General features: G+C 71.6%; 25 protein-coding genes. 7 read left to right on the top strand and 18 right to left on the bottom strand.

What is annotated here, in order from left to right; genetic code table 11:
- Nucleotides 1–62 precede the first annotated feature (62 nt).
- The 4 genes from glf to K8U61_RS04175 are packed head-to-tail and all read right to left on the bottom strand — an operon-like array spanning nt 63 to nt 4,588.
- On the bottom strand, nt 63–1,265 hold the full coding sequence (gene glf / locus K8U61_RS04160; protein WP_224121701.1) for a UDP-galactopyranose mutase: 1,203 nt from the start codon (nt 1,263–1,265) through the stop codon (nt 63–65).
- Between the two features lie 6 nt (nt 1,266–1,271).
- On the bottom strand, nt 1,272–2,174 hold the full coding sequence (locus tag K8U61_RS04165; protein WP_224121702.1) for a glycosyltransferase family 2 protein: 903 nt from the start codon (nt 2,172–2,174) through the stop codon (nt 1,272–1,274).
- On the bottom strand, nt 2,171–3,112 hold the full coding sequence (locus tag K8U61_RS04170) for a glycosyltransferase family 2 protein (RefSeq protein WP_224121703.1): 942 nt from the start codon (nt 3,110–3,112) through the stop codon (nt 2,171–2,173). Before K8U61_RS04170 ends, K8U61_RS04165 begins: the two co-directional genes overlap by 4 nt.
- Before the next feature lie 30 nt (nt 3,113–3,142).
- Nucleotides 3,143–4,588, bottom strand: a complete 1,446-nt coding sequence (locus K8U61_RS04175; RefSeq protein WP_224121704.1) for an LCP family protein — start codon at nt 4,586–4,588, stop codon at nt 3,143–3,145.
- Nucleotides 4,589–4,795: 207 nt separating this feature from the next.
- Here K8U61_RS04175 and K8U61_RS04180 point away from each other — a divergent pair, with 207 nt between their 5' ends.
- Nucleotides 4,796–6,067, top strand: a complete 1,272-nt coding sequence (locus tag K8U61_RS04180; protein WP_224121705.1) for an LCP family protein — start codon at nt 4,796–4,798, stop codon at nt 6,065–6,067.
- Nucleotides 6,064–6,930, top strand: coding sequence for a crotonase/enoyl-CoA hydratase family protein (locus tag K8U61_RS04185; protein WP_224121706.1), 867 nt, complete (start codon nt 6,064–6,066; stop codon nt 6,928–6,930). Before K8U61_RS04180 ends, K8U61_RS04185 begins: the two co-directional genes overlap by 4 nt.
- Here K8U61_RS04185 and paaK read toward each other — a convergent pair.
- The 6 genes from paaK to K8U61_RS04215 form a co-directional block, all read right to left on the bottom strand.
- A complete protein-coding gene (gene paaK, locus K8U61_RS04190; RefSeq protein WP_224121707.1) occupies nt 6,924–8,207 on the bottom strand; it encodes a phenylacetate--CoA ligase PaaK in 1,284 nt (427 codons plus the stop codon). The genes K8U61_RS04185 and paaK overlap by 7 nt on opposite strands.
- The gene (gene paaI, locus K8U61_RS04195; RefSeq protein ID WP_224121708.1) at nt 8,204–8,620 is read right to left on the bottom strand and encodes a hydroxyphenylacetyl-CoA thioesterase PaaI; all 417 of its coding nucleotides are present in this window, start codon (nt 8,618–8,620) and stop codon (nt 8,204–8,206) included. Before paaI ends, paaK begins: the two co-directional genes overlap by 4 nt.
- Before the next feature lie 26 nt (nt 8,621–8,646).
- Nucleotides 8,647–9,417 (bottom strand): sigma-70 family RNA polymerase sigma factor, encoded by a 771-nt coding sequence (locus K8U61_RS04200; protein ID WP_224121709.1) that lies wholly within the window; start codon nt 9,415–9,417, stop codon nt 8,647–8,649.
- Nucleotides 9,418–9,482: 65 nt separating this feature from the next.
- Nucleotides 9,483–10,217, bottom strand: a complete 735-nt coding sequence (locus tag K8U61_RS04205; protein ID WP_224121710.1) for a dienelactone hydrolase family protein — start codon at nt 10,215–10,217, stop codon at nt 9,483–9,485.
- Between the two features lie 10 nt (nt 10,218–10,227).
- Nucleotides 10,228–10,851 carry a class I SAM-dependent methyltransferase gene (locus tag K8U61_RS04210; protein WP_224121711.1) on the bottom strand — a complete coding sequence of 208 codons (624 nt, stop codon included), beginning with the start codon at nt 10,849–10,851 and terminating at the stop codon, nt 10,228–10,230.
- A 156-nt stretch (nt 10,852–11,007) separates the two neighbouring features.
- Entirely contained in the window at nt 11,008–13,269 is a 2,262-nt protein-coding gene (locus K8U61_RS04215) for a molybdopterin oxidoreductase family protein (protein ID WP_224121712.1), read from the bottom strand.
- A 69-nt stretch (nt 13,270–13,338) separates the two neighbouring features.
- On the opposite strand from K8U61_RS04215, the gene K8U61_RS04220 reads away from it, so the two are divergent.
- Entirely contained in the window at nt 13,339–13,947 is a 609-nt protein-coding gene (locus tag K8U61_RS04220; protein ID WP_224121713.1) for a TetR/AcrR family transcriptional regulator, read from the top strand.
- 54 nt (nt 13,948–14,001) lie between these two features.
- Here K8U61_RS04220 and K8U61_RS04225 read toward each other — a convergent pair whose 3' ends face one another.
- Nucleotides 14,002–15,174 (bottom strand): acyl-CoA dehydrogenase family protein, encoded by a 1,173-nt coding sequence (locus K8U61_RS04225; protein ID WP_224121714.1) that lies wholly within the window; start codon nt 15,172–15,174, stop codon nt 14,002–14,004.
- 80 nt (nt 15,175–15,254) lie between these two features.
- Between K8U61_RS04225 and K8U61_RS04230 the strand changes: the two genes are divergently transcribed.
- Nucleotides 15,255–15,893 carry a TetR/AcrR family transcriptional regulator gene (locus K8U61_RS04230; RefSeq protein WP_224121715.1) on the top strand — a complete coding sequence of 213 codons (639 nt, stop codon included), beginning with the start codon at nt 15,255–15,257 and terminating at the stop codon, nt 15,891–15,893.
- Between the two features lie 89 nt (nt 15,894–15,982).
- Here the strand turns inward: K8U61_RS04230 and K8U61_RS04235 are convergent, their stop codons facing one another.
- Nucleotides 15,983–16,864, bottom strand: coding sequence for an Ig-like domain repeat protein (locus tag K8U61_RS04235; protein ID WP_224121716.1), 882 nt, complete (start codon nt 16,862–16,864; stop codon nt 15,983–15,985).
- Nucleotides 16,865–17,042: 178 nt separating this feature from the next.
- Entirely contained in the window at nt 17,043–17,888 is an 846-nt protein-coding gene (locus K8U61_RS04240; RefSeq protein ID WP_224121717.1) for an Ig-like domain repeat protein, read from the bottom strand.
- Between the two features lie 153 nt (nt 17,889–18,041).
- On the opposite strand from K8U61_RS04240, the gene K8U61_RS04245 reads away from it, so the two are divergent.
- Genes K8U61_RS04245 through arfB form a run of 3 tightly spaced genes read left to right on the top strand, consistent with a single transcriptional unit; the run spans nt 18,042 to nt 19,250 of the window.
- Entirely contained in the window at nt 18,042–18,452 is a 411-nt protein-coding gene (locus K8U61_RS04245) for a CoA-binding protein (RefSeq protein WP_224121718.1), read from the top strand.
- Nucleotides 18,453–18,472: 20 nt separating this feature from the next.
- Nucleotides 18,473–18,826, top strand: coding sequence for a DUF2568 domain-containing protein (locus K8U61_RS04250; protein WP_224121719.1), 354 nt, complete (start codon nt 18,473–18,475; stop codon nt 18,824–18,826).
- Entirely contained in the window at nt 18,819–19,250 is a 432-nt protein-coding gene (arfB, locus tag K8U61_RS04255) for an alternative ribosome rescue aminoacyl-tRNA hydrolase ArfB (RefSeq protein WP_308043085.1), read from the top strand. The genes K8U61_RS04250 and arfB overlap by 8 nt, the downstream gene beginning before the upstream one ends.
- 71 nt (nt 19,251–19,321) lie before the next feature.
- On the opposite strand, the gene K8U61_RS04260 is transcribed toward arfB, so the two are convergent.
- The 5 genes from K8U61_RS04260 to chrA are packed head-to-tail and all read right to left on the bottom strand — an operon-like array spanning nt 19,322 to nt 24,456.
- Nucleotides 19,322–20,062, bottom strand: coding sequence for a glutamine amidotransferase-related protein (locus K8U61_RS04260; RefSeq protein WP_224121720.1), 741 nt, complete (start codon nt 20,060–20,062; stop codon nt 19,322–19,324).
- Nucleotides 20,055–21,848, bottom strand: coding sequence for a methionine--tRNA ligase (gene metG, locus K8U61_RS04265; RefSeq protein ID WP_224121721.1), 1,794 nt, complete (start codon nt 21,846–21,848; stop codon nt 20,055–20,057). Before metG ends, K8U61_RS04260 begins: the two co-directional genes overlap by 8 nt.
- Before the next feature lie 53 nt (nt 21,849–21,901).
- Entirely contained in the window at nt 21,902–22,429 is a 528-nt protein-coding gene (locus tag K8U61_RS04270; protein ID WP_224121722.1) for a TIGR03086 family metal-binding protein, read from the bottom strand.
- A 21-nt stretch (nt 22,430–22,450) separates the two neighbouring features.
- Entirely contained in the window at nt 22,451–23,065 is a 615-nt protein-coding gene (locus tag K8U61_RS04275) for a mycothiol-dependent nitroreductase Rv2466c family protein (protein ID WP_224121723.1), read from the bottom strand.
- Between the two features lie 35 nt (nt 23,066–23,100).
- Nucleotides 23,101–24,456, bottom strand: coding sequence for a chromate efflux transporter (chrA, locus tag K8U61_RS04280; protein WP_224121724.1), 1,356 nt, complete (start codon nt 24,454–24,456; stop codon nt 23,101–23,103).
- Between the last annotated feature and the right edge of the window lie 27 nt (nt 24,457–24,483).

The following is a 24,483-nucleotide window of genomic DNA, read 5'->3' on the forward strand; positions in this document are numbered from 1 at the left end:
GTCCCCTCGAAAGTGCGGGCTGGAGGAGCGAAGCGGGGGAAGGCCGCAGTTTCGTGGGGTGATCACTCGTCAACGCCTCCGCTGGTGAGCGGCGCGCCCTCGGCGAAGTGCGGCCGCAGCTTGTTCTCGAACATGGAGAGGGCCGAGCCGATCGCCATGTGCATGTCGAGGTACTTGTAGGTGCCGAGCCGCCCACCGAACAGCACCATCGGCTCCTGCTTGGCCAGCTCGCGGTACTTGAGCAGCTTGGCACGGTCGTCGGCGGTGTTGACCGGGTAGTACGGCTCGTCGCCCTCCTCGGCGAAGCGGGAGTACTCGTGCACGACGATCGTCTTGCCCGGGAGATAGGTCCGCTCCGGGTGGAGGTGCTTGAACTCGAGCGTACGGGTGAACGGAAGGTCCTCGTCGTTCGCGTTGACGACGCCGGTGCCCTGGTAGTCGTCCACGTCGAGGGTCTCGCGCTCGAGGTCGATGGTGCGCCAGGAGAGGCGGCCCTCGGCGTTGCCGAAGTACTCGTCGACCGGGCCGGTGTAGACGATCGGGACCTGGCCCTTGTAGTCGTCGGCGACGTCGAAGAAGTCGGTGTCGAGCCGCACCTCGATGTTGGGGTGGGACGCCATCCGCTCGAGCCACGCGGTGTAGCCGTCGACCGGCAGGCCCTCGTAGGTGTCGTTGAAGTAGCGGTTGTCGAAGGTGTAGCGCACCGGCAGCCGCGTGATGATGTCGGCGGACAGCTCCTTCGGGTCGGTCTGCCACTGCTTGGCGGTGTAGCCCTTCACGAACGCCTCGTACAGCGGGCGACCGATCAGGCTGATCGCCTTCTCCTCGAGGTTGGTCGCGTCCTTGGTGTCGATCTCGCTGGCCTGCTCGGCGATCAGGGCGCGCGCCTCGTCCGGGGTGTGCGCCTTGCCGAAGAACTGGTTGATCAGCCCGAGGTTCATCGGGAACGAGTAGACCTGCCCCTGGTACTTCGCGAAGACCCGGTGCTGGTAGCCGGTGAAGTCGGTGAACCGGGTGACGTAGTCCCACACCTTCTTGTTGGAGGTGTGGAAGAGGTGCGTCCCGTAGACGTGCACCTCGATGCCGGTCTCCTCGTCGAACTCGCTGTAGGCGTTGCCGCCGAGGTGCGGGCGGCGCTCGAGCACGAGCACCTGGAGGCCGAGCTCCTCGGCGCACCGCTCAGCGATGGTGAGACCGAAGAAGCCGGAGCCGACGACGACGAGGTCAGGGGGCGACTCTGCACTGCTCTGAGGAGGGACTGACACGGTTGGTCAGTCTACGGATCGAGCGGGTGCGTGCCGCATTCCCCGCGCGTCGCGCATGGCTCGGATCACATTGGCCGCCTCACCGCGCCCCCCACGGACCGGGCTGAGCAGCACCACCATCGCGGCGATCAGGTAGGGCTTGAGCCGCACCAGCGCGTTCTCGCCGTACCGGAGGTGCACCGCGAAGAGGTTGCGGTACATGTAGTAGCCCTTCCACCCGCTCACGTCGTGCTGCTGGTCGAAGTCGAGCTGGCGCACGAGCACGGCGTCGCGGACGGCCCAGATCCGGAAGCCGGCGCGGCGGGCGCGGACGGCGAAGTCCACGTCGTCGTAGAAGATGAAGTACGACGGGTCGGGCAGCCCGATCGCGTCGATCACGCGGCGGCGTACCATGAAGCCCTCGAAGGCGACGTTCTCGAGCTCGACCCGCTCCGGCATCCGGTCGCGGCTGCCGAAGTCGGTCTCCACCATCCCGGTCTTGGGGCGGATGGCGAGCGGGTTGCGCAGGTCGAAGCGGGTGGCGGCCTTCTCCACCAGGTGCCCGGCGGTGTCCTCGCGGACCGCCATCAGGCAGTCCTCGTCGGTGTCCATCAGCACGGTCAGGCAGTCCGGGGCGGGGAGGACGTCGTCGTCCATCAGCCAGACCCGGTCGAAGCCGCGGGCATAGGCCTCGCGGACCCCGTGGTGGAAGCCGCCGGCGCCGCCGAGGTTCTCCGCCGAGCGGAGCACCTCCAGCTGCTCGACCGGCGCGGCGGCGAGCACTTCGGGCGTGTGGTCGGTGCTCGCGTTGTCGACCACGATCACCGCGTCCGGCTGCCGCTCGAGCGCGGCGAGCCCCTCGAGCATCCGGGCGAGCAGGTCGGCCCGGTTGTAGGTGACGACGACGATCGCGACGGTCTCGTCGGTCATCGGAGGTACCTCTCGTGACCGGTGAAGTCGCCGCGCACCCCGGCGTACATCGCCCGCAGGCTCAGGCCCAGGCGGTGCGCCGAGGGCTTGGTGAAGGTGTAGAACCACGCCGTCTTGGCGACGAACGCCAGCGCGTGCGGCCAGCCCTTGTAGTCGCGCAGGTTGACCAGGTTGTTGCGGGCCATGCAGTAGTGCTTGAGGTCGCTGGGGCTGTGGTTGTACGTCGTGCGGCTGAAGGCCATCGGGGTCCCGAGACTGCCCACGGCCGGGTGCCGGACCTGCGCACCGACGACCGTGGCGATCCGGGCGCCGGCGGCCTCGGCGCGGAGGCGGTACTCGTGGTCGTCGCCCCAGATGAAGAACTCCGAGCGCGGCAGCCCGATCCGGTCGACCAGGTCGCGGGTGACGAGGACGCCGTTGAAGGGGATCACGATCCCGTCGATCCGCCCGTCGCGGGCCGCGGCGACCACGTCGGCGAGCTCATGGACGACGCGGGTGCCACCGGGCAGCCGGATCGGGAAGACGAGGCGGCCGAGGGCCTCGCGGTCGACGACCAGCGGCCCCCAGAAGTCGAGGTCGTCCTCGGCGAGCAGCGTGGTCAGGCAGTCGGGGTCCGGGAGCCCGTCGTCGTCCATCAGCCACGCGAGGTCCGCGCCCCGCTCCATCGCCCAGGCGAGGCCGTCGTGGAAGCCGCCCGCGCCGCCGCTGTTGGTGGCCAGGGTGCGCCCGAGGACCGGCACCGTCGGGTGGTCGGCGCCGGCGTCGCGGTCGTCGAGGCCGGCCAGCCACTCCCCCGTGCCGTCGGTCGAGGCGTTGTCGACGACGAGCACCTCGGCCAGCCCGGGCACCTGGTCGAGCCGCTCCACGAGCTCCTGCAGCATCGCCAGCCGGTTGAACGTGACGACCACGGCGATCACGCGTCGGTCGTCGGCAGGCACGGCGTACACCCTAGAGAACGGCGTCCCCGATCAGCAGGCCGCGTCGAGGTCCTCGGACTCGTTGGCGGCGTAGCCGGAGCTGAGGGAGCCCAGCGAGCCGCCGGTGACGGTGCTGTTGGCGTGCTTCTTCGCCTTGCCGGGCGCGTCGGCCGTGCCCTCGGCGCGGTCGATCGCCTGGGCGACCTTGCTCTTGATCAGCTTGATGTCCGGGTCGGCGGTGTTGATCATCGGCGGGACCAGGGAGAGCGTCGAGATCTTCTGTCCGCGGGCCTTGAGCGCGAGGGAGATGAAGCGGTCGACCTCGCTGGCCGGGATGTCGGTGGAGATCATCGCCGAGCTGGCGTCGGCGATCTTCTCGAAGTTGCGGACCGCGACCTGCGGGCTGATCTGCTGGAGCATCGCGTTCATCACGCACTTCTGGCGCGCCATCCGCGAGTAGTCGTCGGAGTCGTAGCGCGCCCGGGCGAACCACAGGGTGTCGAAGCCGTCGAGCTTCTGCACGCCCGGCTCGATGTGCGTGTAGAAGGGGTCGGTCGGGAGCCCGACCGGGATCGACTGCCGGACGTTGAGGGTCACCCCGCCCACGGCGTCGACGAGGTCCTTGAAGCCCTCGAGGTTGACCATCGCCCAGTAGTTGATCTTCAGGCCGGTGATGCCCTCGATCGCCATGATGGTCGCGTCGATGCCGGGGGTCTTCGAACCGGGGAAGAGCTCGGTGTTGTCCAGCGCCCAGGTGTTGACGCCGTTGAGGTAGTCCTGGTCGAAGCCGTCGGGGAACTGCTGGTGCATCACCGACCCCTTCACGAAGGGGAAGTGCTGCATGTTGCGGGGCAGCGAGATGAGCACGGTCCGGCCGGTCTCGGCGTCGATGCTGGCGACCGTCATCGAGTCCGGCCGCAGGCCCCAGCGGCTCGCGCCGGAGTCGCCGCCCATGAGCAGCACGTTGTAGCGGCCGTCGTGAGCGCTGCTCGCGGTGCCGCTGCCGAACATGGTGAGGATGAAGTGGCGCTGCACGCCGACCAGGTGGGCGCCGAAGAGCAGCGCGCCGGCGACCGTCAGGCAGAGCACGCCGTTGACGCCGACCGCCGTACGCCGGTGCCCCATGCTCAGGGTGAGCGGCTGGCCGATCCGCCAGGCGTCGATGCAGAGGAAGGCCCAGCCGATCGCCGCGGCGGTCAGCACCAGCCGCAGCCAGAGGAGGGCGGCGGTGTCGGAGGCCAGCCAGAAGAAGAGCTCGTGGTCGAAGAAGCCCACCACCAGGACCCCGAGGGTCGCGACCACGAGGACGAACCAAATCCGCATCGCGATCCGGCCGACCTTGCGGTTGCCGGCGACCAGCTGGGCCGAGCCGGGCAGGACGAGGGTCATCAGCATGAGGGCCATGGCCCGGCGGAAGCGCACCCGAGCGGCGCGGTCACCCGCGGTGAACCGCGGGACCTGGCTGTCGAGCGACCCGGGGGAAGAGACGGGCGGCATCGAGGGCCTCTCTGCGTGAGGAGCTGGAAGCTGGAGGACAACGGGGAAGGTGATGCTGCCCGCAAGTATCACCAGTCACAGCCGCCACACGGGTCACGACGCGCCGGGCGGCCTGGCGTCGTCCGAACCAGTCGTGGGTCCGGAGACGGGTCCGGCGCCGCCGAGCGTGCTCCGGACGGTCACGGGCCGCACGGTAGCCTCCGCTGCATGACCGATCGTCCTCGGGATGATGGCGGGCCCGAGGACGGCTCCCCCGACTTCCACTGGCTGTACGGCGACCAGCAGCGCGCTGAGGGCGAGGAGCCCCGGCCCGACGAGACCCGGGTGATGCCCACCATGCCGCGACCCTCCGACCCGTCGGCCGCGACCCCGCCCACGCCGCCCCCGCCGTTCCCGGCCGGGCAGAACGCCCAGCCGCGCTCGGGTACGACGCCGCCGACCCCGCCGCCGCTGGCCCCGACCCCGGGCGCCCAGCCACCGAAGCGACGTCGCGGGTTCCGGTTCTGGCTGCGGATCGTGCTCGTGCTGCTCCTGCTGTGGGTGGTCTACCTGGTCGCGGTGCCGCTCTACGCGTGGACCAAGGTCTCGAAGATCGACTACGAGCCGTCCGGCAAGCGCCCCGACGACCAGCCCGGGCACACCTACCTCATGGTCGGCAGCGACTCGCGCGCCGGGCTCAGCGCCGCGCAGCGCAAGGAGTACGCCACCGGCAACGCGTCCGGGCAGCGCACCGACACGATCATGCTGCTGCACACCGGCAGCGGCCCCAACCTGCTGATGTCGATCCCGCGCGATTCGCTGGTCGACATCCCCGGCTACGGCACGACCAAGATCAACGCGGCCTACGCCTACGGCTACGCCAACGGCGGCGGCGAGGACGGCGGCGCGCAGCTGCTGGTCAAGACGATCGAGCAGAACACCGGCATCCGGATCGACGACTTCGTCGAGATCGGCCTCGGCGGCGTCGTCGACATCGTCGACGCGGTCGGCGGGGTGCAGATCTGCCCGACCGCCAACATGAAGGACCCGCTCGCCGGCCTGAACGTCAAGAAGGGCTGCCAGGACGCGGACGGCCGGACCGCGCTCGCCTACGCCCGATCGCGGCACACCTCCAACCTCGGCGACCTCGACCGCGCCAAGCACCAGCGCGAGGTCGTCTCGGCGGTGGGCAAGGAGGTGATGTCGCCCTGGACCTTCATCAACCCGGTCCGCTACTGGAAGGTGATGATGGCGATGCCGGACTCCTTCGCGTTCGGCGAGGGCATGTCGCCGGTGCAGGCCGGGCTCTGGGCGCTCGCGATGACGCGGGTGAACGGCGACACCGGCATGACCTGCGGCGTCCCGATCTCCGACCTCGCCGTGCACTGGGACGCGGACCGGTCGAAGCAGATGTTCGACTACATCAAGAACGACAAGACCGACGACATCCCCCAGAGCCTGTGCACGCCGAGCGGCCTCCCGAAGAGCGTGACCGGATGACCTACGAGACGCTCGACTGGTCGGTCGACGGCGACGGGGTCGCGACCCTGACGCTCGACCGCCCCGACCAGCTCAACGCCTTCGACCTGACGATGGCCGGCGAGCTGGAGCAGGTCTTCCGCACCGACGCGTGGGACGACGACGTCCGGGCGGTCGTGGTCACCGGCGCCGGCCGCGCGTTCTGCGCCGGGATGGACCTCTCCGCCGACGGCAACGTCTTCGGCCTCGACGAGTCGGTCCGCCCGACCGTGGCCGACTTCCGCGCGGCGTACGACGAGGCGCCGTACGCCGACGGCGTGCGCGACACCGGCGGCAAGGTGACGCTGGCGATCCACGCGCTGCCCAAGCCCGTGATCGCCGCGATCAACGGCCCGGCGGTCGGCATCGGCGCGACGATGACGCTGGCGATGGACCTGCGGCTGGCGTCGACGAAGGCCCGGATCGGCTTCGTCTTCGGTCGGCTCGGGATCGTGCCCGAGGCGGCGTCGAGCTGGTTCCTGCCGCGGATCGTCGGCCTCCAGCAGGCGCTGGAGTGGGTCTACTCCGCCGACATCCTCGACGCCGAGACCGCCCTCGCCGGGCGGCTGGTGCGCAGCCTGCACGAGCCCGACGACCTGGTGCCCGCGGCGCAGGAGCTCGCCCGGTCCTTCGTGGTCGGCCGGTCGGCCTCCGCCCTCGGCCTCGCCAAGCGCCTGGTCTACCGCAACGCCGCCGCGGCGGACCCGCTGGAGGCGCACCTGTCGGACTCCCTGGCGATGTACTGGCAGTCGATCGGCGACGGCAAGGAGGGCGTCGCGGCCTTCCTGGGCAAGCGCGCCCCGGAGTTCACCGGCCGCGCCTCGGAGCTGCCCGAGATCTACTGAGGCGTGGACCGGGGACGCCGGTCGCTGATCCGCTTCGCCTTGCCGAGCGACCGCTCGAGGGCGTGCGGCGCCAGCACCTCGACCCGGGCCGTGACCCCGATCCGCTGCTTGATCCGCTCCGCGAGCCGGGCGGCGAGCGCGCCGTCGTACGGCTCGGCGGCGGCCTCGACCTGCACGGTCAGCTCGTCGAGGTTGCCGGGACGGGTGAGCACGCAGAGGTAGTGCGGGGCCAGCCCCTCGACGGCGAGGATCTGCTCCTCGACCTGACTCGGGAAGACGTTGACCCCGCGCACGATCATCATGTCGTCGGTGCGCCCGGTGACCTTCTCCATCCGCCGGAAGGCGGGGTAGGCCGTGCCCGGCAGCAGCCGGGTGAGGTCGCGGGTGCGGTAGCGGACCACGGGCATCGCCTGCTTGGTCAGCGAGGTGAAGACCAGCTCGCCGCGCTCGCCGTCGGGCAGCGGCTCGAGCGTCACCGGGTCGACGACCTCCGGCAGGAAGTGGTCCTCCCAGACGTGCAGCCCGTCCTGCGTCTCGCCCGACTCCTGCGAGACCCCGGGGCCCATCACCTCCGAGAGGCCGTAGATGTCGACGGCCCTGATGCCCGACCGGGCCTCGACCGCGCGACGCATCTCGTCGGTCCACGGCTCCGCGCCGAAGATGCCGACCTCCAGGGCCGTGGACCGCGGGTCGACGCCCTGCCGATCCATCTCGTCGAGGATCGCGAGGAAGTACGACGGGGTCACCATGATCACCCGCGGTCCGAAGTCGACGATCAGCTGCACCTGCCGCTCGGTCATCCCACCGCTGACCGGGACCACCGTGCAGCCCAGCCGCTCCGCGCCGTAGTGGGCGCCGAGCCCGCCGGTGAAGAGGCCGTAGCCGTAGGCGACGTGCACGACGTCGCCGGGCCGCCCGCCGGCGGCGCGGATCGAGCGGGCCATCAGCTCCGCCCAGGTGTCGACGTCCTCCTGCGTGTAGCCGACGACGGTCGGCCGTCCGGTCGTGCCACTGCTGGCGTGCACCCGCACCACCTCCTCGCGCGGACGGGCGAACATGCCGAAGGGGTAGTGGTCGCGCAGGTCGGCCTTCGTGGTGAACGGGAAGCGCGCGAGGTCGGCGAGCGTGGTCAGGTCCTCGGGCCGCACTCCGGCCGCGTCGAACGCCCGGCGGTAGTGCGGGACCGCGTCGTACGCCGAGCGCAGCGTCGCGCGCAGCCGCTCGAGCTGGAGGGTCTCCAGCTCGGCGCGGTTCAGGTCCGGGACCGCCCCGATCACCAGAACGCGCCTCCCACCTCGCGGCTGCGGCCGACGAACGTCGCGACCACGGTGTCGCCGGCGAGCACGGTCACGTCGTACGTGCCGTCCCGCTCGTCGCGGTCGCGCTCGACCGCGGTGGCGACCAGCTCCTGACCGACCCGCGTCGGTGCCCGGAAGCGGATCTCCGCGCCGGCGGCGACCGTGCGGCGGTTGTAGGAGTTGCAGGCGACGGCGAAGGCCGAGTCGGCGAGCGCGAAGGTGAGGCCGCCGTGCCCGATGCCGTGGCCGTTGACCATGTCGTCCCGGACGACCATCCGCACCGTCGCGGTCCCCGGCCCCACCGCGTCGATGCTCATCCCGAGCGCGCGACTGGCGTGGTCGGCCGACCACATCGCGGTGGCACTCCCGGCGGCGACCTCGTCCGGCGTCACCCGGTCAGGTTAGACCCGTTGCACCCTCAGGCGGCCGGACCGGAGGACGCGTCGGCGTTCGCGACCAGCTGCGAGCGGAGTCGTCCGAGGATCCGGTTGAGCAGCCGGGACACCTGCATCTGGGTGACCCCGATGTCGGCGCCGATCTCGGCCTGGGTGCGGCCGCCGAAGAAGCGCAGCTCGAGGATCCGCCGCTCGCGTGGCGTCAGCCCCCGCAGCACGGCCGCGAGCGTGACCCGCGCCTCGGCGGTGTCGTACGCCGGGTCGAGCGATCCGAGTCGGTCGCCGAGTGCCTCGTCGCCCTCGCTGCTGGGCAGGTCGAGCGACGCGGGCGAGAAGCAGCCGGTGGCGCCGAGGGCGTCCAGGACGTGCTCGAGGTCGACCTCGAGGTGGCGGGCGAGGTCGGAGGGGCGCGGCGAGCGGCCCAGCTGCTGCGCGAGCTCGCCCTCGGCGCCCAGGATCCGGCCCTGGAGCTCCTGGATCGAGCGCGGCGGGCGCACCGCCCAGCCGAGGTCGCGGAAGTGGCGCCGCAGCTCGCCCCGGATCGTGGGGACCGCGAAGACGAGGAAGTCGACCTCCCGGCCGGGGTCGAAGCCGCGCACCGCCTTCACGAGGCCGAGGTAGGCGACCTGGTCGAGGTCGTCGGAGGCGATGCCCCGGCCGCGGTAGCGCTTGGCGCAGTCGCTGGCCACGCCCATGTTGATCCGCACGATCTCGTCGTGGAGCTGGTGCCGTTCCCCCTCGTCAGCGTTCAAGCTGCGGGCGAAGAGGTCCGATGTCTGCTGACGTCGGTCCATGTCCCTCACCCTCCTCGCCGCCCGGACGAGGCACACCACCCTTTCGGGCGGAGGGGACAGGACCCTCACAGGGTGCGCGCGAGCAACCCCTGGAGAGCAGCGAAGTGGCGCTCGGTACCGGCCTCGTCGTACACGGACGTGTCGGCCATGGAGTAGCCGTGCGCAGCGCCCTCGTAGATCTCGTTGACGTGCGGTCGGCCGGCGTCGGTGAGCACCTGCTCGAGCGCCTCGACCTGCTCGATCGGCATCGAGGAGTCCTGGTCGGCGTGGCCGAAGACGTACTCGGCGGTCGAGCCGGCGATGGCCAGGTGCGGGCTGTCCGGGGCGTCGGTCACGAGCCGGCCGCCGTGGAAGCCACCGACGGCGGCGACGGTGCCCGGGAACTGGCCGGCGGTGCGGACCGCGAGCCGCGCGCCCATGCAGTAGCCCGTGACGCCGATCGGTCCGTCGCCCGCGTGCTGCTCGAGCTCGGCCACCCAGGCCACGGCGTCGGCGGTCGAGAGCTCGGGCGTCAGCGCACCGACGCGCTCCATCACCCCGCCGCCGAAGAACGCCTCCCGCGCGCCGGGGTCGCGCAGGTCCGCCTTCGGGGCGAGGTCGGCGGCGCGGCCGTCGCGGTAGAAGACGTGCGGAGCGAGGACGACGTAGCCCCAGGCCGCGATCCGGTCGGCCATCTCCTCGATCCGCGGCCGGAGGCCGATCGCGTCGACGTAGAGGAGGACGCCGGGCTTCCCCGGCTCACCGGTCACGTAGGCGTCGGCGACGCCGTCCGGCGCCGTGATCTCGATCGTCTGTCCCATGCCGGCGAACCTACGGCACCCTCGTCGCCACCCCACGGGTGAGGTAGCCCCAGGGTCGCGAGGGGCCGGGCGCCAGGTAGCCGGTCTCGACCTCGGTGACCGCGAAGCCGGCCGCCTCGACCAGCGTGACCGGGTCGCGGGTCAGGTGACAGCCTCCGAAGAGGACGCTCTGCACCGGGTCGAGCCGGCGCTGCCAGCGGCGGACGCCCGCGTCGGGTGCGACCCCGTGCTCGAGGAAGTGCAGCGGCGTGCCCGGACGCAGCACCCGGTGCAGCTCCGCGAGTGCGCGGCCGGCGTCGGGGATGGTGCACAGGCTGAAGGTCACCAGCGCGGCGTCGTACGACGCGTCCGCGGCCGAGATCGCCTGCCCGTCGAGCCCGAGCCGTGCCACCTCGACGGCGGTGCCCTCGCGACGTGCGGCGGAGCGCGACCACGCCAGCTCGGACGGCTCGACCGCGTCGAGGGCGTCGACCTCGGGCGGGAGGCAGGGCAGGTTGAGGCCGCTGCCGAAGCCGACCTCGACCACCCGCCCGGACAGGCCGGCACAGACGCGCTCGCGGTGCTCCGTCACCGGCTCCTGCGAGAGCGACAGGTCGACCAGCCGCGGGACGACCCGCTCCTCCCACCAGCCCATGGCGTCAGGCTAGTGACGCGCGCGCGAAATCCGTGCCCGAGGTCGTGCTCCGAGTGCGTACCTCGCCAGGCGGCGGAGCGCAGGGCTACCGGGCGTATCTCCAGCTCTGCCAACGCAGCGAGGTGCGTGCTCGGGGTGCGACATGGGGTGCGGAGTTCACGTGCGGGTCACGAGAGACGTCACGCTCACCTCGAAGCCGTTGACCATCGCGTTGCCCGAGAGCGCGTCGACCAGGCGTCCGGGCGAGAGGACGTTGGAGTTGACGCCGGGCCGGGTCGCGGCGACGCCGAGCCGGGCGCCGGGCTTGTCGTGGCCCCACCCGTGGGGCGTGGAGACGACCCCGGTCATGATCCCGTCGTCGACCTCGAGCTCGATCTCGATCGACCCCGCCTCGGAGGTGACCCGGACCAGCTCGCCGTCGGCCAACCCGCGCCGCGCGGCGTCGCCGGGGTGCATGACCAGCGTGCAGCGGTTGCTGCCCTTCACCAGCGCCGGGACGTTGTGCAGCCAGGAGTTGTTGGAGCGCAGGTGCCGGCGGTTGACCAGCAGCAGGTCGGGCCGCGGCCGGTCCAGCCGCTCCTCGAGCCGGGCCAGGTCGGCGGTGATGTACGGCGGCGCGAGCACCAGCCTGCCGCTCTCGGTGTCGAGGACGTCGGCCAGCCGGGGCCGCATCGGGCCGAGGTCGATGCCATCGGGTGATGCCTGGACCTTGGCGAGGGTCAGCCCGTCGGGGACCTCGCCGTACCGGTCGCCGAACGGCCCGGAGCGGATCTGGAGGTCGAGCAGCCGCATCGGCCCGCCCTCGTCGTAGTGCTCGCGCGCGGCGGCGCCGTCGACGCCGTGGGCCATCGCGAGCACGTCGAAGAAGCCGTCGTCGATCGCGGCGACGTCGAAGTCGGCCATCGGGGTGCCGAGGCAGGCTCCGGCGAGCCGGATCAGGATCTCCCACTCCCCCGGCCGGTCCGGGTCCTCGGGGGCGAAGACCGGCGGCGAGAACTTGGCGTGGCTGCGGACGGCGAACATCCACAGCATGTCGTCGTGGTGTGGCGACTCCAGCGCGGAGAAGCCCGGGAAGATCACGTCCGCGTGCCGGGTGGTCTCGTTGATCCAGAGGTCGACGCTGATCATCGCGTCGAGGCCCGGCAGCGCGGCGTCCAGCTTGTCGCCCTCGGGCGAGGACAGCACGGGGTTGCCGGCGACAGTGAAGAGAGCCCGGATCTGGCCCTGGCCCGGGGTGCTGATCTCCTCGTGCAGGCAGGAGACGGGCACGTGGCCGAGCACCTCGGGCGCCCCGCGGACCCGGCTGCGCCAGCGGCCGAAGTTGGGCACGCCCTTCTCGAGCTCGGGCATCGGCAGGTCGCTGACCGTCCACGCCGACGGGAGGGGGAACATCAGGCCGCCCTCGACGTCGAAGTGCCCGGTGAGGATGTTGACGACCTCGACCAGCCAGCTGGCGAGGGTGCCGAACTCCTGGTTGCACAGGCCGATCCGGCCGTAGAGCGCCGCGCGCGGCGTCCCGGCGAGCTCGCGGGCCAGCGACCGGACCTGGTCGGCCGGCACGCCGGTGACGCCCTCGACCCGCTCCGGCGTCCAGGGCTCGGCGAGCAGGCCGAGGGCGTCGACCGGCGAGCGGCCGCCGTCGAGGTGCTCCTCGACGTGCCCGAGGTCCACGAGGCCCTCCGCGAAGAGCACCTGCACCATCGCCATCAGGAACGCCGCGTCGGTGCCGGGCACGATGGGGATCCACTCGCTGGCCTTGGCGGCGGTGCCGGTACGGCGCGGGTCGACCACGACCACCCGGCCGCCGCGGTCCTGGATCCGACCGATCTCGCCCATCAGGTCCGGGCAGGCCAGCAGCGAGCCCTGCGAGGCCTGGGGGTTGGCGCCCATGACGACGAAGAGGTCGGTCCGCTGGACGTCGGGCACCGGGATCTTCCACATCCCGCCGTACATCAGGTGCGCGCCGACGTTCTTCGGCCACTGGTCGACGACGCCCGGCGAGTAGATCATCGGGATGCCGGACATGCCGATCAGGATCCCGACGTAGCGGCTGAGGTCGAAGGCATGCGCGAGCGGGTTGCCGACGTACGCCGTGACGGCCTCGATGCCGTGCTCGGCGATGACGGGCGCGAGGAGCTCGTCGACGCGGGCGTAGGCCTCGGCGTACGACACCTCCTTGAAGCTGCCGTCCGGCTGCTTGACGACCGGCCGGCGGAGCCGGTCCGGGTCGTGGTGGAGCGTGCCGAGGGTCGTGCCCTTCGGGCAGATGTGGCCCTGCGACCACGCGTCGTCCTGGTCGGGCGTGATCCGCTCGACGCGGTCGCCGCGGACGTGGACGTTGAGGCCGCACATGGCCTCGCAGAGCGGGCAGGTACGGCGGTGCACCACCAGCGGCGGCTGCTCCGAGGTCTCGGTCATGTGCCGAGCATAGGGCCGCAAATTCCATCACGTGATGGAATTGATCGGGACGACGATAGGGTCCGGCGCGTGACCCAGCGCGACCAGCTCCTCGCCGCCGCCGAGCGGCTGTTCGCCGACCAGGGGGTCGACGCCACGTCGCTGCGGGCGGTGATGGCGGCGGCCGGCACCAACGTCGCGGCCGTCAACTACCACTTCGGCTCGAAGGACGCCCTGCTCGCCGAGGTGATCCGGCACCGCAGCGGCACGCTGCGCGCCGAGCGCGAGGAGCGCCTCGTCGCGCTCGAGGACGCCGACCCACCCGACGTGCACGCCCTCGCCGAGACCATCGTGGGGCCGGTCGCCGCGCTAGCCCGCCGCGGCGACGACGCCTGGATCCGCCTGGTGAACTCCATCGCCGCCACCCGCCGCGAGCCGGGCTGGACGCTGCTCAACGAGACCTTCGCCCCCCAGGCCGACCGCCTCGCGGCCGTGCTCCTCCGCATCCACCCGAACCTGCGTCGTACGACGCTCCGCTTCCGGATGGCCGAGGCGACGTCGATGGCCTTCCGGGTGGTCGGCGACCTCGACTTCGTCCGCCGCAACGTCGGGTCGGCCGCCCGCCCCGCCTCGGTGGACGCCGTCGTCGCCGACCTCACCGAGGCTGTCGCCGCGATCCTCGGCGGCTCCGGAGGTTGAGGTGCGAGGAGCGTCAGCGACGAGCCTCGACACCACCGGAGCACCGTCGGGCGGTCAGAGCTGCGACTGCACGCCCGCGAGGAGCTGGCGGGCCATCACGATCCGCTGGACCTGGTTGGTGCCCTCGTAGATCTGGGTGATCTTGGCGTCACGCATCATCCGCTCGACCGGGTAGTCGCGGGTGAAGCCGTAGCCACCGAGCACCTGGACGGCGTTGGTGGTGACCTCCATGGCGACGTCGGAGGCGAAGCACTTGGCCGCGGCACCGAAGAAGGTGAGGTCCTTGTCGCCGCGCTCGGACTTGCCGGCGGCGGCGTAGGTCATCTGGCGCGCGGCCTCGACCTTCATGCCCATGTCGGCGAGCAGGAACTGCAGGCCCTGGAAGTCGCTGATCGGCTTGCCGAACTGCTTGCGCTCCTGGGCGTAGCCGAGGGCGTAGTCGAGCGCGCCCTGGGCGATGCCGACGGCCTGGGCGGCGATGGTGACGCGGGTGTGGTCGAGGGTCTTCATCGCGGTCTCGAAGCCGGTGCCCTCGGCGCCGATCATCCGGCTGCCCGGGATCCGCACGTTGTCGAGGTAGACCTCACGCGTGGGCGAGCCCTTGATGCCGAGCTTCTTCTCCGGGGCGCCGAAGGAGACACCCTCGTCGGACTTCTCGACCACGAAGGCCGAGATGCCGCGGCTGCGCTTCTCGGGGTCGGTGACGGCCATGACGGTGTAGAACTCCGACTCGCCGGCGTTGGTGATCCAGCGCTTGACGCCGTTGAGCACCCAGTCGTCGCCGTCGCGGACGGCGCGGGTCTTCATGCCGGCGGCGTCGGAGCCGGCGTCGGGCTCGGAGAGGCAGTAGGAGAAGCCTCCCTCGCCGGCGGCGAGCTTGCCGAGGTAGTGGGCCTTGAGCTCCTCGGAGCCGGAGATCTGCACGGGCAGCGAGCCGAGCTTGTTGACCGCCGGGATCAGGCTCGAGGAGGCGCACGCGCGGGCGACCTCCTCGATGACCAGCACCGTGGCCAGCGCGTCCGCGCCGGCGCCGCCGTACTGCTCCGGGACGTGCGGGGCGTGGAAGTCCGCGGCCAGCAGCGCCTCGGCCGCCTCGTGCGGGTAGCGGGCGTTCTCGTCGACGTCGGCGGCGTACGGCGCGACCTTGGCGTCGCAGAGGTCGCGGACGGCCTCGCGGATCGCCTGGTGCTCCTCGGAGAGGGCGAACATCGGGTACTCGGAGCTCATGCGCGTGCCTTCGGTGTCGACGAAACGGTACTGCGTACCATATCCGCAGGACTTGATCCCACCAACGTAAGGCCCCCGCCATGGTCGCCTCCACCCGTCGCCGGCTCGTCGACAGCGCGATGGCGCTCTTCGCCGAGCAGGGCTTCGAGAGCACGAGCGTCGAGGACGTGGTGGCGCGCGCCGGCGTCGGCCGCACGACCTTCTTCCGCCACTTCCCCACCAAGGAGGACGTGGTCTTCCCCGACCACGACGCGCTGCTGGAGAAGGTCGATGCCCGACTGGCGACCGGGACCGCCGCCACCGCGCGCACGGCACTCGAGGAGGCGAGCGCGATCGTGCTCGACCACTACCTCGACGAGGGCGAGACGGCCCGTCAGCGCTACCGGCTGACCCGCGCCGTGACACCGCTGCGGCACCGCGAGCTGGCCAGCGTGCACCGCTACGAGCTGCTCTTCAGCCGGCACCTCCGGGCCTGGCTCGGCGACGCCGACGACGCCCCGCTGCGCGCCGAGCTCACGGCCGGCGCGGTCATCACCGCCCACAACCACGTGCTGCGCCGCTGGCTGCGCGGCGAGGTCGACGACCCGCAGGCGGCGTTGGCGGCGGCGCTCGACCTGGCCCTGGCTCCCCTGGCGCCGACACCGGACCCGCGCCGGCTGGGCGCCCGCGAGGTGGACGCCGTCCTCGCGGAGGTACGCCGCTCGCTGCTCGGCGGCTGACCCGGCAGACAGGGCCGGGCAGACGAACGCCCGGCCGGGGGGAGGCCCGGCCGGGCGTCGTCGAACAGGGTGGGGCTAGACCTCGACGGTCACTTCTTGACCTTCACGGTGATCGGGAAGGAGTCCCCGGCCGGGTTGGTCGAGGCGTCCCCGCCGTAGCTGACGACGAGCGTGTGGGTGCCCGGCTTGAGGCCCTTCACCGAGATCTTCGCCTTGCCCTTCTTCAGCGGCGCGCTCCCGACGACCTTCTTGCCCTCCTTGGCGACGACCTTCCCGGTCGCGGTCTTGAAGGCGCCGTTGACCACGACGGAGATCTTGGCGGGCTTGCCCTTCTGGATCGCCTTCTTCGGCCCGGCGGCCTTGGCGATGGTCGAGTCCTGCTTGTTGACGGTCATCGAGCCCAGCACCGGGCCGTCGCCGTCCGCGATCGAGCACGGCCCGGAGAGGAGGTCCCCCGTCGTGTCGGTCGTCAGGACCGCGTCGAACGTCGCCGGCATCAGGAGGTCGTAGGTCCCGGCCGCCGGAATGGTGATCGCCGCGTTGTTGGCCGCGGTCGGCAGCGTCAGGTCCGACCCGTCGGACGGGATGGCGGTGTTCGCCGCGGTCAGGGTCTGGACGGGCACCGAGCCGGCCGAGCCGATCCGGAAGGCGAAGTCGTCGGTGGAGACGCCGGCGGCGGTCGAGTGGGCCTGCTGCTGGAGGCCGGCCAGCACGGCGGCGGGGATGGTGAACGCCACGCCGATCTCGGCCGAGTCGGCCGGGACCACGAAGCCGGAGGCCAGGGGCGGGATCGACACGGCAGCCGTGGGCGTGGCGACCAGCGGGATCGTCTGGCCCATCATCGTGCAGTTGTAAAGGGTCGACGTGGCCTCATCCGCCGCGGTGGCCGGGGCCGCAGCAGCGAGCGCGCCGGCGGCGAAGAGGACGGAGACACTCGCGGCCGCGACGCGGGTGGAGTGGCGAGCTGACATGGGCAGGAACTCCTTGCTCTGGCTTCTACAGCCGTCGAGGTGACGGACGTCACGAACACTAGAACCTGTTCCAGTTCGGCGCAGGGAAACGCTCAACTCCCGGCCCCGGACGTGCGAAAGCCCGGCCGGAGCAGAACCCGGCCGGGCTTTCGACGATCGAACTCAGCTGGTCAGTCGGTCACTTCTTGACGGTGACGGTCGACTTGGCCTTGCTGCCGCTCACGCTCGGGATGCCGGCGTAGGTGACGGTGACCTTGTGCTTGCCGACCTTCAGCTTCTTGCCGAGGTTGACGACGGCCTTGCCCTTCTTGTTGAGCTTGCCGGTGCCGAGGGTCTTCTTGCCCTCCTTGACGGTGACCTTGCCGCTGGTGACCGGACCGCCGAGCGAGGTGCTGGTGACGGTGACGGGGAGCTTGGCGGCCTTGCCCTTCTTGACCGAGACGGCCTTGGCGGAGGTGGCCGAGCTCTGCTGGAGCAGCTCGAGGCTGGCCAGGGTCTGCGCGGTCTGGCCATCGGCGAGGACGCAGTCGAGCGGCACGTCGTTGCCGCCGATGACGGCGGTCACCGTCATGGCCGACGGCATGATCGCGGACGCGGTGCCCGGGTCAGGGGTGGTGAAGGCCTCGTTGGTGCCGGAGCCGTTCCAGGCGCCGTCCTCGACCGGACCGTCGAGCGGGACCGGGACGCTGGTGCCCTCCATGTCGAAGGCGAAGTCGTCGACGCGGAGCTCGGAGGCGCCGTAGCTCGCGAGCATGCCGGCGGTCGTCGAGTCGACCGTCGCGGTCACGGAGAGCAGGCCGGCCGGGACGGCCGCGCCGGCCCAGTACTGCGGCACCGGGAGGTCGCCGCTGACGGTCAGCGTGGAGTCGAAGGTCAGGCCGAGGCCGGCCTGGGTGCAGGTGTAGGTGTTGCCCGCCTCGGCGGCGTTGGCGGCCGTACCGGTCGCGCCGACGAGGGCACCGGCGGCCAGGGCGGTGGTGACGCCGGCGACGGCGGCGCGAGCGGTGATGCGACGAAGGTTCATGGAAAGTGCTCCCTCCCGAGCAACTCAGGTTCTGCGCTACCGGTCGGTAGCAGAGACGGCGGTCACACTAACCCGTTGCCGCAAGCCCCGCGACAGAACCCCGGTAAATGGGGCAAAACCACAGGTTCGGGGCTCCGACCTAGGCTTCGAGGCATGACCGCATGGCAGGACCCGGAGCGGATCACGGCGCTGCTCGACGACACCGAGACCTGGGCCGTCGTCGGCCTCTCGGGCGATCCGTCCCGCGAGGCGTACGGCGTCGCCCGCGTGCTCCAGCAGCACGGCAAGCGGATCGTGCCGATCCATCCCTCGGCTCCGACGGTGCACGGCGAGCAGGGCTACGCGACCCTGGCGGACGTGCCGTTCCCCATCGACGTCGTCGACGTCTTCCGCCGCTCCGAGGCGGCGGGCGAGTTCGCCGACCAGGCGGTCGCCGTCGGCGCACGCGGCGTGTGGTTCCAGCTCGGCGTCGTCGACGTCGAGGCCTACGAGCGCACGACCGCCGCCGGCGTCTCGATGGTCATGGACGTGTGCCCGGCGATCGAGTGGCGCCGCCGCGGGTGACCGCAGAGGACAATGGTCGCGTGGTCGCGTTCGGCTGGCTCGTCCTGACGCTCGTCTTCGTCGACGAGCTGCTCGCCGTCGCGGCGTACGGCGTCTGGGGCTGGCAGCAGGACCCACGGTGGCTGCTCGTGTGGCTGCTGCCGCTGCTCGCGATGACCGTGTGGTTCCTCCTCGCGTCGCCGAAGGCGCGCTGGGGCGGCGCCGTACGACGCCCCGTCACGAAGGTCGTGGTCTTCGGGCTCGCCTCCCTGGCGCTCTGGGACGCGGGCCACCCGGGCTGGGCGGTCGCGCTGCTGGTCTTCTCGGTCGTGGTCAACGCTCTCGCGCAGGTGCCCGCGATCGCCGCGCTCGCCCGCGAGGAGAGCCGTGCCTGACCTGCGGGTGCCCACCGGCCCTGGCATCCCGGACGGGCTGGTCATCCCGGCGGCCGAGCTGGTCGAGCGGTTCAGCCGCTCCCCCGGCCCGGGCGGTCAGTCGGTCAACACGACCGACAGCCGGGTCGAGCTGGTCTGGGACGCCGCGACGTCGGGGGCGCTCACCGAGGCCCAGCGCGCCCGGTTGCTCGCCCGGTTGCCCGACCCCGTCGTCCGGGTGGTCGCCACCGAGCAGCGCTCGCAGCTGCGCAACCGCGCCGCCGCGCGCGAACGGCTCGCCGAGCTGGTGCGCGCGGCGCTGGCGCCACCGCCTCCGCCCCGACGCCCCACCAAGCCGACCCGCGGCTCCCAGCGGCGCCGCCTGGATGCCAAGAAGCAGCGCGGCGAGACCAAGTCGCTGCGCGGCCGGGTCAGGGACGCCTGACCCGGCGGGGACCGGCTGCTGGCAGCCCTTCCCCGCGCAACACGCCGTTGCGCATCGGCGTGTCGTGCGGGTTACGGCTGCTGACAGCCGTTCCCGGCAACCCGGCGTGACCCCGCCCGGACGGCATCGACGAAGGCGGCGACGAGCGGGTGCACGGGCGCCCCGGCGAGGGCGCCGATGTGCGGCTGGAACATGCTGGCGACGTAGAACGGGTGGCCGGGGAACTCCAGCACCTCGGCCCCGGCGTCGGCGGCGGTCGCGCCGACGACGACGCCCGCGCCCTGCAGCCGCTCGACCGCGTCGGCGGTCGGGGCGTAGTGGCAGAAGTGCATGCCCACGAAGGGCTCGGGCACCCAGTCCGCGAAGCGGGTGCCGGGCACCGGCGTCACCAGCCGCTCCTCGCCGTCGAGGCTGCAGGCGAGCGCGCCCACCACGTTGTCCTCGGCCTCGCCGTCGGACTCCGCGTGCGTCGCGGCCTCCCCCAGCACCGAGCGGACGAACTCGACGACGGCGTACTGCATGCCGCCGCAGGAGCCGAGGAAGGGGACGCCCCGCTCGCGCACGGTGGTCAGCGCTCGCAGCACCGCGTCGTCGTCCGCGTACGGCGAGCCGGGGACCAGCCAGACCCCGTCGTACTGCTCGATGGCGAAGCCGGAGTCGGACGGCACCCAGACCATCTCGACGCCGAGCTCCGCGAGCATCGGTCGGAGCGCGTTGAGCTCCTGGTGGCTGCGGTGGCCGCGGTCCTCGCCCAGCAGGGCGACGACCGGATCAGGGTTTCGAGACAGGCGCAGAGCGCCTTCCTCAACCACCGAGTCTGCTCAGTTCCTCGTCGACGATCGACGGGTCGAGCTTGCGGAAGATCGGCGTCGGCTTCTCGACCGGGGTGCCCGGCACGACGGCCTTCCGCTCCCAGGCCGGGAAGTGGGAGTACTCGCCGGTGATGATCGGGTACGGCGCGCCGCCGTCGAGGTCCTCGACCTCCTCCAGCCGCGGCATCGGGGCGATGTCGCCGGCCCCGCCGAGGGCCTTGTCGACCTCGTTGGCCGCGAACGGCAGGAAGGGGCTCAGCACCAGGTTGAGGTCGGCCACGCACTGCGTCATCACGTGCAGGATCGTGCCGAGGCGCTCGCGCTCGTCCTCGCCCTTGAGCTTCCACGGGGTGCTGTCGGAGACGTACTTGTTGACGTCCGCGACCGCCCGCATCGCCTCGCCGATCGCCTGCTTCTGCCGGTGCCGGCCGATCAGGTCGCCGACGACGCCGAACGCCGCCGCGGTGGAGTCGAGCACGGCCTGGTCCTCGGCGGTCAGCTCGCCGGCCTTCGGGATCTCCCCGAAGTTCTTGTTCACCAGCGTCGCGGTGCGGTTGACCAGGTTGCCCCAGCCCGCGACCAGCTCGTCGTTGGTGCGCCGGACGAACTCCGACCAGGTGAAGTCGGAGTCCTGGCTCTCCGGGCCGGCCGCGGCGACGAAGTAGCGGAACGCGTCGGGCTGGTAGCGGCTGAGCAGGTCGCGGACGTAGATCACGACCCGCTTGGAGGAGGAGAACTTCCTGCCCTCCATGGTCAGGAACTCGCTCGAGACCACCTCGGTCGGCAGGTTGAGCTCGCCGTACTGACGGGGTGTGCCGCCCTTGTCGCCCTTGCCGGAGTAGGCCAGCAGCTCGGCCGGCCAGATCTGGCTGTGGAAGGTGATGTTGTCCTTGCCCATGAAGTAGTAGGACAGGGCCGCGGGGTCGTTCCACCACTCGCGCCAACGATCAGGCTCGCCGAGGCGGCGCGCCCACTCGATGGAGGCGGACAGGTAGCCGATGACCGCGTCGAACCAGACGTAGAGCTTCTTCGTCGGGTTGTCGCGCCAGCCGTCGAGCGGCACGGCGATGCCCCAGTCGATGTCGCGCGTCATCGCGCGCGGCCGGATCTCCTTGAGGATGTTCTGGCTGAAGCGGATCACGTTGGGCCGCCACAGACCCGTCGCCTCGCGGCCGTCGAGCCACTCCCCCAGCGCGTCGGCGAGCGCCGGCAGGTCCAGGAAGAAGTGCTGGGTCTCGATGAACTCCGGCACCTCGCCGTTGATCCGCGAGTGGGGGTTCTTCAGGTCGGCCGGGTCGAGCTGGTTGCCGCAGTTGTCGCACTGGTCGCCGCGCGCGCCGTCGTACCCGCAGATCGGGCAGGTGCCCTCGATGTAGCGGTCGGGCAGGGTGCGGCCGGTGGAGGGCGAGATCGCGCCGTACGTCGTCTGCTCGACGAAGTAGCCGTTCTCGTAGACGCCGAGGAAGAGCTCCTGCACCACCGCGTGGTGGTTGCGTGTGGTGGTGCGCGTGTAGAGGTCGTAGGTGAGCCCGAGGCTCGCGAGGTCCTCCGCGATGATCCGGTGGTTCTGGTCGGCGAGCTGCTGCGGGGTCAGCCCCGCCTCGTCCGCGGCGATGAGGATCGGGGTGCCGTGCTCGTCGGAGCCGGAGACCATGAGCACGTCGTGGCCGGCCATCCGCATGTACCGACTGAAGACGTCGGAGGGCACGCCGAAGCCGGCCACGTGGCCGATGTGGCGCGGGCCGTTGGCGTACGGCCAGGCGACTGCGGAGAGAACCTTGCTCATGGGGTGATCCTATTGACCCGGCGCCACCGGGTTCTCGGCGCCTGTTGGGGTGGTCAGACGGTGCGGCCGGCGAAGGCCGCGATCCGGGTGTAGGGGTCGGCGTCGGCGCCGACGGGCTGCTCGGCGCCGAAGGCTCCACCGCGGTTGTCACCGGTCAGGTTGGCGCGCATGAAGGCCAGGCCGACCTCGGCGACCTCCGGGTCGAGCCGCTCGATCGGGTAGCCGATCGCGGTCGCCAGGTCCCACGTGTGCACGGCCAGCTCCGCGACCTGCCAGGCCGCCGGGCTGACCTCCTGGCCGGCCTCCTGCTGGTGCCAGGCGTGGACGAGGTCGTCGCCCGCCGTACGGAAGGCCGGTCCCCAGGACTCCGCGACGTGGGGCGGCGGGGCCGACCAGTCCACGTCGTCGCCCCGCATCATCGCGAGCAGGTGTCCCGGCGCCGCCACGAGGTGGTCGGCGAGTGCGGCGACGTCCCAGTCCGCGCACGGCGTCGGATCCGCCAACGCGTCGGCGTGGACGTGGTCGAGCACGTCGCCGGCCTGGTCGACCGCACGGGAGAGGACGTTGACCTCGGTGTCCATGCGGCCAACCTAGGACGGGCCTCAGCTGAAGTCGAGGTCCTCGGTGCGGCTGCGCTTGAGCTCGTAGAAGTGCTCGTACTTCGACAACGTCACGAAGGCGTCCCACATCCGGCCGGCGTCCTCGCCGACGGGCTTCTTGCTGATCACCGGGCCGAAGAACGCGCGGCCCTCGAAGGCGATCGTCGGGGTGCCGACCTCGTTGCCGACCTGGTCCATGCCGCGCTGGTGCGACTCCGCGATGGCCTCGTCGTACGACGAGTCGTCCATCGCGTCGGCGAGGGCGACGTCGAGCCCGGCCTCCTCGAGGGACGCCACGATCATCGCGCGGTCCTTGTCCTGCTTCTCGATGTGGATGCGCGTGCCCATCGCGGTGTAGAGCGGCAGCAGCACCTCCTTGCCGTACTTCTGCTCGGCGGCCATCAGCACGCGGACCGGCTGCCAGGCCGTCTTGAGGAACTCCCGGTAGGTGTCCGGGATGTCCTTGTCCTGGTTGAGGTAGGCCAGGCTCATGATCTGCCAGGTGACCTCGATGTCGCGGACCTGCTCCACCTCGAGGATCCAGCGCGAGGTGATCCAGGCGAAGGGACAGGCGGGGTCGAACCAGAAGTCGGCGTTCGTCTTCGACGGGGTGCTCATGTCAGGCCCAACCGGCGTGGCCGGGGAGTATTCCCTCAGGTGGCCAGGGTCAGGACCAGCCCGGCGACGGCACAGACGCCCAGGGACCGCAGGACCGGCCAGCGCAGGCCGAAGACGAGCAGGCCGCCGACGGCGCCCAGCAGCGCCGGCTCCCACTGGAACGTGGACCAGTCGGGGAGGAGCAGACCGAGGTGGTCCCAGCCGACCCGCTCCGCGCCGGCGAAGAGCGTGTGCACCGCGAAGTAGAGGGCGAGGTTGGCGATCACACCCACGACCGCGGCCGTCACCCCGGTGAGCGCTCCCGAGAGCGGCTCGTTGCCGCGGAGGCGCTCGACGTACGGCGCGCCGAGGAAGATGAAGAGGAAACCGGGCACGAAGGTCACCCACACCACGAGCACGGAGGCGAGCACCGCGGCGACCCAGGGGTCGAGACCGGCCGGGTCGCGGAAGGCCCCCAGGAAGGCGACGAACTGGACCACCATGACCAGCGGCCCCGGGGTGGTCTCCGCGAGCGCGAGGCCGCGCACCATCTCCTGCGCCGTCAGCCAGCCGTAGTGCTCGACGGCGGCCTGGGCGACGTAGCTGAGCACGGCGTACGCGCCCCCGAAGGTCACGAGGGCCATGCCCCCGAAGAAGACGCCCTGGTCGACGAAGACGGTGCGCGACCCGTCCGCGAGGGCGAACGCCAGCGCGACGGGCGCCATCCAGAGCACGATCCCGACCGCCAGCACGACCAGGCTGCGCCGCGCCGATCGGGGCGCGGTGTGGAGGGCGTCGTCCGGGATCAGCGGCGCCTCCTCGTCGACCGCCGTCGGCGCCTCCGGCGCCCGCACCAGGTCGGGCCGGCGGCGCGAGAGGAGCCAGCCGGCGAACCCGGCAGCGAGCACGACGACGGGGAAGGGCACGGCCAGCACGGACAGGGCCACGAAGGCCGCCACCGCCATCGCCAGCAGGGCCCGGTTGCGGATCGCCCGGCTACCGAGGCGCAGTACCGCCTGCACGACGATCGGCAGGACCGCGGCCGCCAGCCCGAGCAGCACGCCCGTCACGATCGTCGACTCGCCGTGCGCGACGTAGACCCACGACAGCGCCAGGATCGTGAGGAACCCGGGGAGCACGAAGAGCGCGCCGGCGATGACGCCGCCGAGCCAGCCGTTGAGGAGCCAGCCGCTGTAGATCGCCAGCTGCTGCGCCTCGGGGCCGGGCAGCAGCATGCAGTAGCTCATGGCGTGCAGGAACCGCTGCTCCCCGATCCACCGGCGCTGCTCGACCAGCTCGCGGTGCATGACCGCGATCTGCCCGGCGGGGCCGCCGAAGGTCTGCCACGAGATCAGGAACCAGGCCCGCACCGCGGTCCGGAGCGGGACGACGTCCCTCCGCTGACCGGCCACGCGCCCATCCTGCCGGTCCGCGTGCTT

The organism is Nocardioides mangrovi (assembly GCF_020073815.1).
In the GTDB taxonomy this organism is placed as follows: Bacteria; Actinomycetota; Actinomycetes; order Propionibacteriales; family Nocardioidaceae; genus Nocardioides; species Nocardioides mangrovi.

Coding starts and splice junctions, on each gene's coding strand:
- K8U61_RS04200 (WP_224121709.1), bottom strand. CDS start 9,417: ATGGACCGACGTCAGCAGACATCGGACCTCTTCGCCCGCAGCTTGAAC.
- metG (WP_224121721.1), bottom strand. CDS start 21,848: ATGAGCAAGGTTCTCTCCGCAGTCGCCTGGCCGTACGCCAACGGCCCG.
- K8U61_RS04270 (WP_224121722.1), bottom strand. CDS start 22,429: ATGGACACCGAGGTCAACGTCCTCTCCCGTGCGGTCGACCAGGCCGGC.
- K8U61_RS04205 (WP_224121710.1), bottom strand. CDS start 10,217: ATGGGACAGACGATCGAGATCACGGCGCCGGACGGCGTCGCCGACGCC.
- K8U61_RS04225 (WP_224121714.1), bottom strand. CDS start 15,174: ATGAGCTCCGAGTACCCGATGTTCGCCCTCTCCGAGGAGCACCAGGCG.
- K8U61_RS04235 (WP_224121716.1), bottom strand. CDS start 16,864: ATGTCAGCTCGCCACTCCACCCGCGTCGCGGCCGCGAGTGTCTCCGTC.
- K8U61_RS04165 (WP_224121702.1), bottom strand. CDS start 2,174: ATGACCGACGAGACCGTCGCGATCGTCGTCGTCACCTACAACCGGGCC.
- K8U61_RS04275 (WP_224121723.1), bottom strand. CDS start 23,065: ATGAGCACCCCGTCGAAGACGAACGCCGACTTCTGGTTCGACCCCGCC.
- K8U61_RS04210 (WP_224121711.1), bottom strand. CDS start 10,851: ATGGGCTGGTGGGAGGAGCGGGTCGTCCCGCGGCTGGTCGACCTGTCG.
- K8U61_RS04240 (WP_224121717.1), bottom strand. CDS start 17,888: ATGAACCTTCGTCGCATCACCGCTCGCGCCGCCGTCGCCGGCGTCACC.
- K8U61_RS04215 (WP_224121712.1), bottom strand. CDS start 13,269: ATGACCGAGACCTCGGAGCAGCCGCCGCTGGTGGTGCACCGCCGTACC.
- K8U61_RS04185 (WP_224121706.1), top strand. CDS start 6,064: ATGACCTACGAGACGCTCGACTGGTCGGTCGACGGCGACGGGGTCGCG.
- K8U61_RS04180 (WP_224121705.1), top strand. CDS start 4,796: ATGACCGATCGTCCTCGGGATGATGGCGGGCCCGAGGACGGCTCCCCC.
- K8U61_RS04245 (WP_224121718.1), top strand. CDS start 18,042: ATGACCGCATGGCAGGACCCGGAGCGGATCACGGCGCTGCTCGACGAC.
- K8U61_RS04230 (WP_224121715.1), top strand. CDS start 15,255: ATGGTCGCCTCCACCCGTCGCCGGCTCGTCGACAGCGCGATGGCGCTC.
- K8U61_RS04175 (WP_224121704.1), bottom strand. CDS start 4,588: ATGCCGCCCGTCTCTTCCCCCGGGTCGCTCGACAGCCAGGTCCCGCGG.